Annotated in this window: 14 protein-coding genes and 1 other RNA gene; 9 read left to right on the plus strand and 6 right to left on the minus strand. The window is 68.3% G+C overall.

Translation table 11 applies throughout. The features are described 5' to 3' along the window. Positions 1 to 49: 49 nt before the first annotated feature. Positions 50 to 394, minus strand: a transfer-messenger RNA (tmRNA) gene (ssrA, locus tag ABIB28_RS08935). Positions 395 to 475: 81 nt separating this feature from the next. Here ssrA and ABIB28_RS08940 point away from each other — a divergent pair. After that, positions 476 to 907 carry an RrF2 family transcriptional regulator gene (locus tag ABIB28_RS08940; protein ID WP_133186315.1) on the plus strand — a complete coding sequence of 144 codons (432 nt, stop codon included), beginning with the start codon at positions 476 to 478 and terminating at the stop codon, positions 905 to 907. A 39-nt stretch (positions 908 to 946) separates the two neighbouring features. On the opposite strand, the gene mscL is transcribed toward ABIB28_RS08940, so the two are convergent. Further along, positions 947 to 1,375: a large conductance mechanosensitive channel protein MscL gene (gene mscL / locus ABIB28_RS08945; RefSeq protein WP_354287882.1), complete on the minus strand. Its 429-nt coding sequence runs from the start codon at positions 1,373 to 1,375 to the stop codon at positions 947 to 949. 84 nt (positions 1,376 to 1,459) lie between these two features. Here mscL and ABIB28_RS08950 point away from each other — a divergent pair, with 84 nt between their 5' ends. The 4 genes from ABIB28_RS08950 to ABIB28_RS08965 are packed head-to-tail and all read left to right on the plus strand — an operon-like array spanning position 1,460 to position 4,145. Further along, positions 1,460 to 2,044, plus strand: coding sequence for a LemA family protein (locus tag ABIB28_RS08950; protein WP_322162459.1), 585 nt, complete (start codon positions 1,460 to 1,462; stop codon positions 2,042 to 2,044). Between the two features lie 33 nt (positions 2,045 to 2,077). Continuing rightward, positions 2,078 to 2,953 (plus strand): TPM domain-containing protein, encoded by an 876-nt coding sequence (locus tag ABIB28_RS08955; RefSeq protein WP_354287883.1) that lies wholly within the window; start codon positions 2,078 to 2,080, stop codon positions 2,951 to 2,953. Then, on the plus strand, positions 2,953 to 3,636 hold the full coding sequence (locus ABIB28_RS08960) for a TPM domain-containing protein (RefSeq protein ID WP_322162461.1): 684 nt from the start codon (positions 2,953 to 2,955) through the stop codon (positions 3,634 to 3,636). The genes ABIB28_RS08955 and ABIB28_RS08960 overlap by 1 nt, the downstream gene beginning before the upstream one ends. Continuing rightward, entirely contained in the window at positions 3,633 to 4,145 is a 513-nt protein-coding gene (locus ABIB28_RS08965) for an NUDIX hydrolase (protein WP_354287884.1), read from the plus strand. Before ABIB28_RS08960 ends, ABIB28_RS08965 begins: the two co-directional genes overlap by 4 nt. Before the next feature lie 42 nt (positions 4,146 to 4,187). Here ABIB28_RS08965 and ABIB28_RS08970 read toward each other — a convergent pair whose 3' ends face one another. Next, positions 4,188 to 4,469, minus strand: a complete 282-nt coding sequence (locus tag ABIB28_RS08970) for an ETC complex I subunit (protein WP_133186327.1) — start codon at positions 4,467 to 4,469, stop codon at positions 4,188 to 4,190. A 9-nt stretch (positions 4,470 to 4,478) separates the two neighbouring features. Then, complete coding sequence (gene hrpB / locus ABIB28_RS08975) at positions 4,479 to 7,019, minus strand: ATP-dependent helicase HrpB (protein ID WP_354287885.1); 2,541 nt, start codon at positions 7,017 to 7,019, stop codon at positions 4,479 to 4,481. A 194-nt stretch (positions 7,020 to 7,213) separates the two neighbouring features. On the opposite strand from hrpB, the gene ABIB28_RS08980 reads away from it, so the two are divergent. After that, entirely contained in the window at positions 7,214 to 8,164 is a 951-nt protein-coding gene (locus tag ABIB28_RS08980) for a cation diffusion facilitator family transporter (protein ID WP_354287886.1), read from the plus strand. A 22-nt stretch (positions 8,165 to 8,186) separates the two neighbouring features. Here the strand turns inward: ABIB28_RS08980 and ABIB28_RS08985 are convergent, their stop codons facing one another. Beyond that, on the minus strand, positions 8,187 to 8,375 hold the full coding sequence (locus tag ABIB28_RS08985; RefSeq protein WP_354287887.1) for a hypothetical protein: 189 nt from the start codon (positions 8,373 to 8,375) through the stop codon (positions 8,187 to 8,189). A gap of 104 nt (positions 8,376 to 8,479) precedes the next feature. Next, positions 8,480 to 9,496, minus strand: a complete 1,017-nt coding sequence (locus ABIB28_RS08990; RefSeq protein ID WP_354287888.1) for a polyprenyl synthetase family protein — start codon at positions 9,494 to 9,496, stop codon at positions 8,480 to 8,482. A 107-nt stretch (positions 9,497 to 9,603) separates the two neighbouring features. Between ABIB28_RS08990 and ABIB28_RS08995 the strand changes: the two genes are divergently transcribed. The 3 genes from ABIB28_RS08995 to ABIB28_RS09005 all read left to right on the plus strand — a co-directional run bounded on the left by ABIB28_RS08995 (position 9,604) and on the right by ABIB28_RS09005 (position 12,677). Then, positions 9,604 to 9,888 carry a chorismate mutase gene (locus ABIB28_RS08995; RefSeq protein ID WP_133186337.1) on the plus strand — a complete coding sequence of 95 codons (285 nt, stop codon included), beginning with the start codon at positions 9,604 to 9,606 and terminating at the stop codon, positions 9,886 to 9,888. Between the two features lie 95 nt (positions 9,889 to 9,983). After that, positions 9,984 to 11,597 carry an MFS transporter gene (locus ABIB28_RS09000; protein WP_354287889.1) on the plus strand — a complete coding sequence of 538 codons (1,614 nt, stop codon included), beginning with the start codon at positions 9,984 to 9,986 and terminating at the stop codon, positions 11,595 to 11,597. A gap of 45 nt (positions 11,598 to 11,642) precedes the next feature. Continuing rightward, entirely contained in the window at positions 11,643 to 12,677 is a 1,035-nt protein-coding gene (locus tag ABIB28_RS09005; RefSeq protein WP_354287890.1) for an alanine racemase, read from the plus strand. Positions 12,678 to 12,701: the final 24 nt, after the last annotated feature.

The following is a 12,701-nucleotide window of genomic DNA, read 5'->3' on the forward strand; positions in this document are numbered from 1 at the left end:
CCGCAGGATAGGTGGGGAGCTTCTGTTGCTCGGTGCCCCCCGGACCGCCGGTGTCCGCTTCTGTTGCCCGGTGCGGCCCGGACCGCGCTTTTAACTTAGTAACTTAGACCGTTAGGCCTTAGTGTTACGCAGCAATCGCGAGTGCATGGTTATCGTTTGCACTTGTGGTTATGAGCCTTGAACAGGTTACTCAGCCTGGGCAAAAACAGCGCCTTTCAATACACGTCGATCCTAGTTCGACCCCGTCATACCCCCTCTGGAGAGAGGGGGTGTGGTGGAGTCGCCGGGTACTGCCCCCGGGTCCGCTGCATCTATTCTACGCCGCACTTTATCACCATAGCCGGGCAAGCCCGGCACGAGCGGTATAGGCATGTTACAGCCGCGTGAAAAGGGGCGTTGCAACATGATGAAAAGGCCCGGTTTGACACCTTCCGCCTTTCACTCGCCACAAATCGGGTGCATGGGTTAGTATATCATGTTGACGCAACGTTCCCGCTACGCACTCCGCGCGATGATGTTCCTGGCGCAAGCCCCCGCCGGAAGCCCCCCGATCCCGATGAACCGCATCGCCGCCGAGGCGAACGTGCCGCGCAAGTTCCTCGAGCTGATCCTCGCCGATCTTCGCGAGGCGGGGTTCCTCCACAGCCATCGCGGCAAGATGGGCGGGTACTGCCTGTCGCGCCCGCCGCACCTGATTTCGCTCGGCGAGATCATCCGCGTGATCGAGGGGCCGCTCGCGCTGGTGCCGTGCGTCAGCCGTACCGCATACCGCTCGTGCAAGGACTGCAAGGACGAGGCGACCTGCGCGATCCGCCACGCGATGATGCGCGTGCGCGACGAGACCGCACGGATTCTCGATGGCACCAGTCTTGCCGATGCGACTGCGGAGGAATTGGTCGCGGCGTAACCCACTCCCCTCCCCCGGAAGGGGAGGGGCTACCGATCATTACCGCCGGCGCAGCTCGTCGCGAATCTCGCGCAGCAGCGTGACGTCAGACGGCTCGACCGGCTCGGCGACGACTTCGGGCGCGGCTGGCATCAGCCGGTTCACGGCGCGCACGATCAAGAAGATGATGAAGGCGACGATCACGAAGTTCACCGCGGCGGTGATGAACGTCCCGTAGCCCAACAGCGGCACGCCCGCCTTTTTCAGCGCGGCATAATCCGACGATCCGGCGAGCGCGGGCGGCACCTTGCCGAGCACGACGAAGTAGCTCGAAAAATCGAGTCCGCCGAAGATCTTGCCGATGACCGGCATGATCACGTCGTCGGTCAGCGACGTGATGATCTTGCCGAACGCCGCGCCGATGATCACCGCGACGGCGAGATCGAGGACGTTCCCCCGAGCAATGAATGCCTTAAACTCCTTGAACAAAGCGTGCCCCCTTCCGATTTCATTTCGCGAGGCCATCGTACCCGGCTATCATGGTGACGCAAGATCTGAAGGGATCCCTACGATATGAAGTACCGCACTCCGCTCGTTCTCCTCGGCGCCGTCACCTTGGCTGGCTGCGGGCTCAACAGCGTTCCGACCGCGGAAGAGAATGCCAAGGCCAAATGGGCCGACGTCGAAAACTATTACCAGCGCCGCGCCGACCTCATCCCCAACCTCGTCTCGACGGTGAAGGCCGCGGGCGCGCAGGAGAAGGCGATCCTCGTCGAAGTGACGCAGGCGCGCGCCTCGGCGTCGCAAGTCAAGGTGTCGGGTGCCGATCTCAACGATCCGGCGAAGGTCGCCAATTACGAGAAGGCGCAGGCCGGCGTGACGATGTCGCTGCAGCGGCTCCAGGAAGCCTATCCCGAGCTCAAGTCGCAGGGCAATTACGCCACGCTGATGACGCAGCTCGAAGGCACCGAGAACCGCATCTCGACCGCGCGGCACGATTATAACGACGCCGTGCAGGCGTATAACACGACGATCCGCACCTTCCCCGACGCGATCGGCGCGAAGGTGATCTATGGTGCAAAGCCGCTCGTCCCGTTCAAGGCGACGAGCGCGGGCGCCGAGGAAGCGCCTGCGGTCAATTTCGGCAACACCAACTAAAGTAACCGGGCCGAAGGCCCCGAAGGCGATGTGATGCCGATGCGCCTGATTCAGGCCTTGCTTGCGACGTTGGTCGCGCTGCTGCTGGGGCTCGTCCCGGCAGCGGCGCAGACCTATCCGAAGTTCACCGGATTGGTCGTCGATGCCGCCAACGTCCTGCCGCCAGCGACCGAGGCCGATCTGACCGCCAAGCTCGAGGCGTTGCAAAAGGACACCAAGCGGCAATTGGTCGTCGTCACGCTCCCCGATCTGCAGGGGCGCGAGCTGTCGGAATATGGCGTCGGGCTTGGGCGTGCCTGGGGTGTCGGGCTCAAGGACGTCGACAATGGCGCGATCCTGATGATCGCGCCGAACGAGGCCGCCGGGCATCGCGGGCCGCGGCTCGAAGTCGGCTATGGGCTCGAACCTTTCCTGACCGATGCGTTTTCGGGCGTGATGATCCGCGAGAAGATGCTGCCGCTGCTCAAGAAGCAGCCGAGCGACATTCCCGGCGCGATGGAGGCCGGCACCGACGCCGTCATCGCGCAGCTGCGTGCATCGCCCGAGGAACAGAAGGCCAATCTCGACAAGGCGGCAGCCGCGTTCGATGCGACGCACAAGCGCAGCACATCGCGCGGCGGCGGCGGGATTCCGTTCGGGATGATCTTCTGGGGCCTCGTGATCGGCTTCGTCATCCTGTCGAGCCTGCGCCGGCGCGGCGGCGGGCGGCAGTATAATGACGGGATCGGCTCAGCGGTGTTGTGGGGCTCGGTGCTCAGCAGTCTTGGCGATTCGCGTCGCGATTCGGGCGGCGGCTGGGGCAGCGGCGGCGGTGGCGGCGGCGGTTCCGATGGCAGCTGGGGCGGCGGTGGCTTCACCGGCGGCGGCGGCGGATCCTTTGGGGGCGGTGGCGCCTCGGGAGACTGGTAATGCCGCGCACAGCGCATCTCACGGCGGCGGACCATGCGGTCGTGCTCGCCGCGGTCAAGGCCGCCGAAGCGGGGACCGACGGCGAGATCGTGACGATCGTCAGCGATCGATCGGACGAGTATCGTGACGCCGCGCTGCACTATGCGGTGGCCGCGATGCTGCTCGTCGTCGCGCTGTTCACGATCGATCCCGCCGCGATCGAACGCTGGCTCGCAGGCTTTTCGGACGGGTGGGAATCGCCCGCCGATCCGCGGTTGCTGCTGTCGGCGCTGCTCGTGGTCGAGGCGATCGTCTTCCTGATCGTCCGCTATGCGCTCGGGCGTGCCGCGTGGCGGATCGCGCTGGTGCCGAAGGCGACGCGCGCGCGGCGCGTGCGGCGTCGCGCGATCCAGTATTTCAAGGTCGGTGCCGAGCGGCGCACCACCGCGCGCGTCGGGATCCTGCTCTATCTGTCGCGCGACGAACGCATGGCCGAAATCGTCGCCGACGAAGCGATCCACCGCGCGGTCCCGGCCGAGCGCTGGGGCGCGGCGATGGCGGCGCTGGTCGCGCACTCGCGCGAGGGCCGGCCCGCCGCCGGAATGGCAGCGGCGGTCGAGCAGATCGGCACGATCCTGTCCGAAACCTTCCCCAAGACCGCCGACGACCGCAACGAACTTCCCGACAGGCTGATCGAAGTATGACCGCAGAGACGGTGTGGGACGGCAAGTTCATCAAGGTCATCAAGGACGGAAGCTGGGAATATGTCGCGCGCGCCCGCGGGATCGGCGCCGCGGTGATCCTCGCGATCGACGATGGCGCGGTGATTCTGGTCGAGCAATACCGCGTGCCGCTCGGGAAGCGCTGTCTCGAATTGCCGGCCGGCCTTGTCGGCGATGAAACCGAAGGCGAAGGCATTCACACCTCGGCCGCGCGCGAGCTCGAGGAGGAAACGGGCTATACCGCGGCCACGATCGAAACGATCGGCTTCTTCCATTCCTCGCCGGGGATGGTCTCGGAGGGCTTTACGCTCGTCCGCGCCACCGGGTTGACGCAGGTGAGTGCCGGCGGCGGGGTCGAGGGCGAGAACATCACCGTCCACCGCGTCCCGCTCGGCGAGATCGCGGCGTTCGTCGCCGCCAAGCGCGCCGAGGGCGTGGCGATCGACGTCAAGATGCTGCTGCTGTTGAGCGGCGGGATCCTGGCGGGCTGATCCGGCGCAGGGCCGGTCGGGCCCTTCGCAATCCGGCCGCGCTTAGCGGAAGTTGTCGGCGTAGCTTTGCAGCTTGAGCGTCCGCGTTGGCGCGGCGACGACGGTGAACGCCAGACCCTCGCGCTCGGCATAGGCGATCGCGGCTTCCTGCGTCGGGAAGCTCAGCCGCACCTGGTCGCGCGTGTCGCCCGAGCCGGCCCAGCCGGTGAGCGGGTCGGCTTGCTTGGCCTCGGCAGGGGCGAAATCGAGCACCCAGCTGGTGGTGCGGGCACGGCCCGACGACATGGCGTTCTTGGGGCGCTGATAGATTCGGGCGATCGACATGGCGTCTCCTTATCGTGCTTCTTGGCGCCGCGCATCTGCGTTTTTCGTGCGCAGCGTTGCAGAGGCGGCGGCGGGGTCGTCGGGCCAGGGGTGGCGCGGGTAACGGCCGCGCATTTCCTTCGCCACCGCCGACCAGCTGCCCGCCCAGAAGCCCGGCAAATCGCGCGTCGTCTGGATCGGCCGGCCGCCGGGCGAGGTAAGGCTGAGCACCAGCGCCACGCGCCCGCCCGCGATCATCGGATGCGTCGCGAGCCCGAACAGCGTCTGCGGGCGCAGCTCGACGCGCGGGCCACCCTCGGCATCGTAATCGATCGGGTGGGTCGAGCCAGCGGGGCTGGTGAAGTGCGTCGGGGCGAGGCGCTCGATCGTTTTCAGCGCGTCCCAGCCGATCAGGGTGCGCAGCGCTTCGGTCAGTGCGCCCGAGTCGATCGCGTCGAGCCGGCGCTTGCCCGTAAGCAACGGGACGAGCCATTCGTCGGCGCGCGCGAGCAACGCCGCGTCGTCGAGCGCGAGTTCGGCGCCGCCATGCTCCTGCGCAAAGGCGGCGCGGTGGCGCAGCGCGAGCGCGGCGTCGCTCCACGGGAGGCGGGCGGGGCCGGTCGCCTGGACTCCTTCGAGCAGCGCCGCGGCGATGGCAGCGGGGTCGGCGTTCGAATCGTGGCCGCTCGACAGCCGCAGCGCGCCGAGTCGGCGTTCGTGCAGGGCGCGGATACCGCCGGTGGCGGGGTCGAAGGCGACGGTGCGATGCGTCGCGATCCGCTCGCCGAACAGCGTCTCGATCGTCGCGAGGTCGATCGCCGCGGCCGAGAGGATGCGCGCGCCCGACGCCATGCCTTGCGTCTCGGCGACGGCAAGCCATTCCTCGCGGGCGAGGCTGCTGGTTGGGTCGAGCTTGAACCCACGTCCGCCGACGGAAGCCCAGGTCTCGCCGGAATTGTCGCGCCGCCGCGCGATGCGGTCGGGGAAGGCGAGCGCGATGGCGATGGCTTCTTCTCCCCCTCCCGCTTGCGGGAGGGGGTTGGCGGGTGGGGGCGCGCTATCGCCGTTCGCGCCGGTTGAAGGCGCGCGCCCACCCCCAGCCCCTCCCGCAAGCGGGAGGGGAGCAAGTTGGCTCCACCGTTTCGCAAGTTTCCGCCCCGCTTCCGCGCGTGGCCCGCGCTCGCTGCGCCAGCGGCGGCGGCGCGTTTCGAGATCGACGTCATTGCCGCCGAGCCCGCGCTCGCCGAGCAGCACCGCGACCTCGGCCGCGACGTCGGCCAGACCGATTTCGCCAGCCCGCACCAGCATGTGCCCGAGCCGCGGTGCGAGCGGCAGCCGCGCGATCGCATGGCCATGCGGCGTCGGGCGCCCATCCGCGTCGAGCGCGTCGAGCGCCGCCAGCCGCGCGCGCGCCTCCTGCACCGCGGCCTCGGGCGGCGGATCGAGCCAGCGCAACTGCCGCGGATCGGCGACGCCCCACAGTGCGCAATCGAGCGTCAGCGCCGACAGATCGGCCTCGAGGATCTCGGGCGGGTCGAAGCGCGGCAGCCCGGCGGTCGCGGCTTCTTCCCACAGCCGATACGCCACCCCCGGCGTCTGCCGTGCGGCGCGGCCCGCACGTTGCGTGACCGCGGCCTGGCTCGCGCGTTCGGTGACGAGCCGCGTCATCCCCGCGGCACGATCGTAGCGCGGGCGCCGCGCGAGGCCTGAATCGACCACCACCGCGATCCCGTCGAGCGTCAGGCTGGTCTCGGCGATCGACGTCGCGAGCACGACCTTGCGGCGCCCGGCGGCGTCGGGCGCAATCGCGGCACGCTGCGCTGCCGGATCGAGGCTGCCGTGGAGCTTGTGGAGCACGATCCCCTCGCCGAGCCCGTCGAGCCGTTCGGCGGTGCGCTCGATCTCGGCGACGCCCGGCAGGAAGGCGAGGACTCCGCCCTTCTCCTCGCGCAGCGCGAGCCGCACCGCGCCCGCGACCGAATCCTCGATCCGCGCCTCGGCCGCGCGCCCGAGATGGCGCAGCGTCAGCGGGTGCATCCGCCCCGCGCTCTCAATCACCGGCGCGCCCTCCATCAGCTCCGAGAAGCGCGCGCCGTCGAGCGTCGCCGACATCGCGACGAGCCGCAGATCGGGGCGCAGCCCGGCTTGCGCATCGAGCGCGAGCGCGAGCCCGAAATCGCTGTCGAGGCTGCGCTCATGGACTTCGTCGAACAGCACCGCCGAGACGCCTGCCAGTTCGGGGTCGTTCTGGATGCGCGCGACGAAGATTCCCTCGGTCACGACGGTTACGCGGGTCGCCGCGGAGCGCTTCGAATCCATCCGCGTGGCATAGCCGAAGGTCTGGCCGACGGCCTGCCCGGCGGTCGCCGCCATGCGCTCGGCCGCGGCGCGCGCGGCGAGGCGGCGTGGCGAGAGCAGCAGAATCTCGCCGCTGCACCACGCTTCGCCAAGCAAAGCGGGCGCGACGGCGGTGGTCTTGCCCGCGCCCGGCGGCGCGACGAGGACGGCGTTGCTTGCGTCGCGCAGCCGCGCGAGCAGATCGGGCAGGACGGCGTGGATCGGCAGCGTCATGCCAAACACCGCAGATGGGGAAGGGGAAGGGTGGCCACGATACGCAGCGCCTTGCCCGATCGCGCGCCACGGGGACAGCGCGATGTCGTGCGATCGATCGACGCATGGCGAAGGAACTGCGGCGGCATTCCCAACGTCCTAGTATATCCCGCAATCGCGATGCTAGGCGGGCGTCCAGAGTTTCGGAGATCGTCGTGGCCGGCCATTCGCATCATCATCACGGGCATTCGCATGGCGCAGGCCATAGCCATGCCGGGCACGACCACGGTCCGCCCGCCGCTGGCCACGACCGGGCGTTCGCGATCGGCATCACGCTCAACCTCGGCTTCATCGTCGCCGAAGTCGTGTTCGGGCTGATCGCGGGGTCGGTGGCGCTGCTCGCCGATGCCGGACATAACCTCTCCGACGTGCTCGGGCTCGGCGCGGCCTGGGCGGCGATCGCGCTCGGGCGGCGCGCGGCGTCGAAGCGCTTCACCTATGGGCTCAAGGGCTCGACGATCCTCGCGGCGTTGCTCAACGCGCTGCTGCTGCTCGTCGCGCTCGGGGCGATCGTGCTCGAGGCGGTGCAGCGGATCGCGACGCCCGCGCTGGTCGACGGGCCGACCGTCGCTTGGGTCGCGGGCGCGGGAATTGTTGTGAATGGGGTGACCGCGTTGCTGTTCATGCGCGGCCGTAAGGACGATCTCAACATCCGCGGCGCCTATCTCCACATGCTGAGCGATGCGATGGTGTCGGCGGGGGTCGTCGTGTCGGGACTGGTGATCTGGCTCTCGGGGGCGACCTGGATCGATCCGATCGTCAGCATCGTCATCGCGGTGCTGATCTTCCTGCAGACCTGGGGCTTGCTCCGCGAATCGGTCGAGATGGCGCTGGCGGCGGTGCCGCGGAGCATCGATTCGGACGCGGTTTGGGAAGAACTGCGCGAACTGCCGGGCGTCGCGCGGGTGCATCACGTCCATATCTGGCCGATGAGCACGACCGAAACCGTGCTGACCGCGCATCTCGTCATGCCCGGCGGGCATCCGGGCGATGCCTTCCTCGACCGCGCGCGGACGATGCTCAAGGCGCATTTCGGGATCGGCCATGCGACGTTGCAAGTCGAACTCGACGGGGCCGACGCGACCGAGCCGAAGCTCGGCTGCTAACCGCCGGGGGCGGCGTCGCGCGTCAGTGCTTGAACATCGCCACCACGGCGTCGAACAGCGTCGCGCCGGCGAGCGGGCCGACCAAGAGCATCACCAGATTCAAACCGATGATCCAGGCGGTGATCGACTCGGCGCGCTTGTTCTGCCGTGGCGCGGGCTTTGGCGCCGGGGGCTCGGGTGGGCTCCACTGGTTCTGGAAATCGACGAACATACTCGATCCTCTTGTTGCGATCGCCCGCTCAACGTCCAACCACGCCGCCACTATGCGCCTTTCCGTGGCATTGGAAAGATCGAAAGGCCGACCGGGCGCGCGGCTTAGTAGGCGCGCGCGATCGCGAATTCGACGGCTTCGACCATTGCGTCCTTGGCCTTGCCGTTGGCGAAGATCGCCAGCGCATCGATCGCGCGCTGGCCGTAATGGCGCGCCCGTGCGAGCGTGTCGTCGACCGCGCGCGTCGCCCGAACGAGCTCGATCGCACGCTCGAAATCCGCGTCGCTGTTGCGATGCCCTTCGATCGCCGCCTTCCAGAACACGCGATCCTCCGGATTGCCGCGCGCATAAGCGAGGATCACCGGGAGCGTCGCCTTGCCCTCGCGGAAATCGTCGCCGGCATCCTTGCCCATCGTGCCCGCGTCGGAGACATAGTCGATCGCATCGTCGACCAGCTGGAACGCGATGCCGAGGTTGCGCCCGTACGAATCGAGCGCGAGCTCTTCGGCCTCGGGGCGCTCGGCGACGACCGCCGAGACGCGGCAGGCCGCGGCGAACAAAGCCGCGGTCTTCGCGCCGATAATGTCGAGATAGCGCTCCTCGGGCGTGTCGATCCGACGCGCGGCGGTGAGCTGGTTGACCTCGCCCTCGGCGATGATCGCGCTCGCGCCCGCCAGGATCCCGAGCACTTTCAGCGATCCGTCCTCGACCATCAGCTCGAACGAACGGCTGAACAGGAAATCGCCGACGAGCACGCTCGCCGGGTTGCCCCAGATGAGGTTGGCGGTGCGCTTCCCGCGGCGCAGGTCGGATCCGTCGACGACATCGTCGTGGAGCAGCGTGGCGGTGTGGATAAACTCGACCGCGGCGGCGAGGCGGTGATGCCGCGTGCCCGAGTAGCCGAGCAGCCGTGCGCTCGCGAGCGTCAGCATCGGGCGCATCCGCTTGCCGCCACCGGCGATCAAATGCCCGGCGAGTTCGGGGATCAGCGGAATCTCGGACTGCATCCGCGACAGGATCACGGCGTTGACCATGTTCATGTCGCCGGTGACGAGTTGCACCATCGGCTCCAGCGAGGGCTGGGCGCGGCTCGGATCGAGGCGGAGAAGGGTGGCGCTCATGTGGCGTGCGATGTGGCCGCGCGCGCGCCCAAAGGCAAGTGTTTCCCGGCTTGCATGGGCCCTCCCGTGCCCGCAATAGGGCGAGGACATCAGATGGGGAGCAATCGGTGGCCGACGAGACGCTGAACGGATACCGCCAGAGCATCGACAATATCGATGCGGCGCTGGTCTTTCTGCTCGCCGAGCGCTTCAAGACGACGCAGGCGGTCGGGCGCTACAAGGCGTCCGCTGGGTTGCCGCCCGCCGATCCGGGGCGTGAGGAATCGCAGATCGCGCGGCTGCGCGGGCTCGCCAAGCAAGCCGATCTCGACCCCGATTTCAGCGAGAAGTTCCTGCGCTTCATCATCGACGAAGTGATCCGCCATCACGAGCGCGTGCGCGACGCCGGATAGCCCGCTGCGCGCCGGGTTGGCGGGATGCGTCTTGCCGCACGGGCGAAACCGCTTATCGTCGCGCCGGACCCGAAGCATGGGTGGGGATGGTGAGAATGGCGACGATCTTGGCGAGCGATGTGGGGCCGGACGTGCCGGTGACGCCGAGCCGCAAGGACATCCAGCTCATCATCACTGCCTCGTCGCTCGGCACGATCTTCGAATGGTATGATTTCTTCATCTACGGCACGCTTGCTGCCTCGGGGATCATCGGGCGGACCTTCTTTCCCGCGCAAAGCGAGCTGCTCCAGACGCTCTACGCCTGGGCGGGGTTCGCGGTCGGGTTCGGCTTTCGCCCGCTCGGCGCGATCCTGTTCGGCTTTCTCGGCGACAAGCTCGGGCGCAAATATACCTTCCTGGTCACGATCACGCTGATGGGCCTCGCCACCGCCGGGGTCGGCCTGGTGCCGAGCGCGGCGACGATCGGGCTCGCCGCGCCGTTCATCGTGATCGGACTGCGAATCCTGCAGGGGCTCGCGCTCGGCGGTGAATATGGCGGCGCGGCGATCTATGTCGCCGAGCATTCGCCACCCGGGCGCAGCGGCTATTTCACCAGCTTCATCCAAGCGAGTGTGGCTGGCGGATTCATCCTCAGCCTCGCCGTCGTGTTGCTCGCCAAGGCGCTGATGCCGGGAGGAATGTGGGACGCGTGGGGCTGGCGGGTGCCGTTCGTCTTCTCGCTCGTGCTGCTCGGCGTGTCGCTGTGGATGCGGCTCAAACTGTCCGAAAGCCCAGTGTTCAAGCAAATGAAGGCGGCGGGCGAGACCGCGAAGAACCCCTTCACCGAAAGCTTCACCTATCCCGGCAACCTCAAGCGGCTGTTCGTCGCGCTGTTCGGCATCGCCGCCGGGCTGACGGTGATCTGGTACACCGCGATGTTCACCGTGCTGTCGTTCCTTCAAGGCACGATGCGCGTCCAGGAAACTGCCGCCCAGTTGATCGTCGGGTTCGGCGCGCTCGGCGGGCTTGGGTTCTTCGTGCTGTTCGGCTGGCTGTCGGACCGAGTCGGGCGCAAGACGCCGATCGTGATCGGCTATGCGCTGACGCTCGTGCTGCTCTTTCCGATCTTCTGGGTGATGGGCAGCGCCGCCAACCCCGAACTCGCGCATGCCGCCAAGCGCGCGCCCGTCGTCGTGTCGGGGCCTGCGTGCCAATACGACCTGTTTCCGGCCAAGCCGACCGAATGCCGCCGCTTGCTCGACTATCTGTCGAAAAAGGGCGTGCCGTATACCAAGGCGCACACCCCGGTGACGCTGGTGCTGATCGGCGGCGTGGGCGTCGACGATCTCAGCGATGCCGGGCTCGATGCCGCGCTCGCGAACGGCGGGTACGATCTGCGCCCGGTCGTGCCGTCGCCGGGCAATATCGTGCTGATCCTGCTCGCGATCCTTGCGCTCAGCGCGCTCGCCGGGATCACCTATGGCCCGGTCGCCGCCTTGCTGTCCGAGATGTTCCCGCCGCGGATCCGCTACAGCTCGATGTCGATCCCCTATCATTTCGGCACCGGCTATTTCGGCGGCTTCCTGCCGCTGATCAGCCAGGTCATCGTCGCGCGGACGGGCAATCCCTATGCCGGGCTGTGGTACACGATCGCGGTGGTGGCGATGGCGCTGGTCGTCACGCTCTATGGGCTCGAGGAAAGCAAGCCCGGCCGCGCGAGCGCCGACTGAACGCCGGGCTGGCGCGCACCTGCCGCGGCGGCTAACCGCTCTGGCATGACCGATGCCCCGCTCCGCCTCCGCCTCGACACCGCCGCGCTCGTCGCGAACTGGCGCGCGCTCGACGCGCTGAGCGGCGCGGCGGCGTGCGGCGCGGCGATCAAGGCCGATGGCTATGGCCTCGGCGCGGCGGGTGTCGCCGAGCGCCTGGCGGGCGCGGGATGCCGCGATTTCTTCGTCGCGAGCTGGGGCGAGGCCGATCGCCTTGCCGGGCTCGGCTTCGACATCGCCGTGCTGCACGGCGTGCGCGCCGAGGACATGGCGGCCGCCACGAGCGGTATCGCGCGCCCGGTGCTCAATACTGCGGCGCACGTCGCGCGCTGGCGCGAGAGTGGCGGCGGGCGGTGCGACGTGATGGTCGATACCGGCATGAACCGGCTCGGCGTATCGATCGCCGAGATTGAAAGCGGGCTGCTCGATGGCCTGGCGATCGACACGCTGATGAGCCATCTCGCCTGCGCCGACGAAGACAGCGCGATGAATGCGCGGCAGGCAGCGGCGTTGCGCGGGCTCGGCGGGCGCAACGCCGCACGGCGGCTGAGCCTCGCCAATTCGGCGGGAATCGCGCTTGGCGCCGACTATGCCTTTGACCTCACGCGACCCGGGCTTGCGCTCTACGGGGGCGTGCCGCGCGGCGAACTGGCGGGCGTGGTCGGGCAAGTGGTGACGCCCGAAGCGCAGATCCTCCAGCGCCGTACCCTCCAGGCGGGCGATTCGATCGGCTATAATGCGCAGTTCACGGCCGCGGCCCCGCTCGAGGTGGCGATCCTCAACATCGGCTATGCCGACGGCTATTGGCGCGGGTTCAGTAATGCCGGCGCCGCGCGCGCCGGTGCTGCCGCGCTGCCGGTGATCGGCCGCGTGTCGATGGACCTGACGGCGATCTCGGTCGCGGCGGCGCCGGAGCTTGGCGAGGGCGATTGGGTCGCGCTCGACTATGCGTTGCCGGCGGCAGCGGCCGCGTCGGGCATGTCGCAATATGAGCTGCTGACGGGGTTGGGGCAGCGGTTCGAAAGGCGCTGGACCGCATAAAAAAAGGGGCCGCGAAAGCGACCC

It is taken from the genome of Sphingomonas sp. UYEF23, assembly GCF_040546165.1.
GTDB lineage: Bacteria > Pseudomonadota > Alphaproteobacteria > Sphingomonadales > Sphingomonadaceae > Sphingomonas > Sphingomonas glacialis.

Coding starts and splice junctions, on each gene's coding strand:
- ABIB28_RS08940 (WP_133186315.1), top strand. CDS start 476: ATGTTGACGCAACGTTCCCGCTACGCACTCCGCGCGATGATGTTCCTG.
- ABIB28_RS08950 (WP_322162459.1), top strand. CDS start 1,460: ATGAAGTACCGCACTCCGCTCGTTCTCCTCGGCGCCGTCACCTTGGCT.
- ABIB28_RS08955 (WP_354287883.1), top strand. CDS start 2,078: ATGCCGATGCGCCTGATTCAGGCCTTGCTTGCGACGTTGGTCGCGCTG.
- ABIB28_RS08960 (WP_322162461.1), top strand. CDS start 2,953: ATGCCGCGCACAGCGCATCTCACGGCGGCGGACCATGCGGTCGTGCTC.
- ABIB28_RS08965 (WP_354287884.1), top strand. CDS start 3,633: ATGACCGCAGAGACGGTGTGGGACGGCAAGTTCATCAAGGTCATCAAG.
- ABIB28_RS08970 (WP_133186327.1), bottom strand. CDS start 4,469: ATGTCGATCGCCCGAATCTATCAGCGCCCCAAGAACGCCATGTCGTCG.
- hrpB (WP_354287885.1), bottom strand. CDS start 7,019: ATGACGCTGCCGATCCACGCCGTCCTGCCCGATCTGCTCGCGCGGCTG.
- ABIB28_RS08985 (WP_354287887.1), bottom strand. CDS start 8,375: ATGTTCGTCGATTTCCAGAACCAGTGGAGCCCACCCGAGCCCCCGGCG.
- ABIB28_RS08990 (WP_354287888.1), bottom strand. CDS start 9,496: ATGAGCGCCACCCTTCTCCGCCTCGATCCGAGCCGCGCCCAGCCCTCG.
- ABIB28_RS09000 (WP_354287889.1), top strand. CDS start 9,984: ATGGCGACGATCTTGGCGAGCGATGTGGGGCCGGACGTGCCGGTGACG.
- ABIB28_RS09005 (WP_354287890.1), top strand. CDS start 11,643: ATGACCGATGCCCCGCTCCGCCTCCGCCTCGACACCGCCGCGCTCGTC.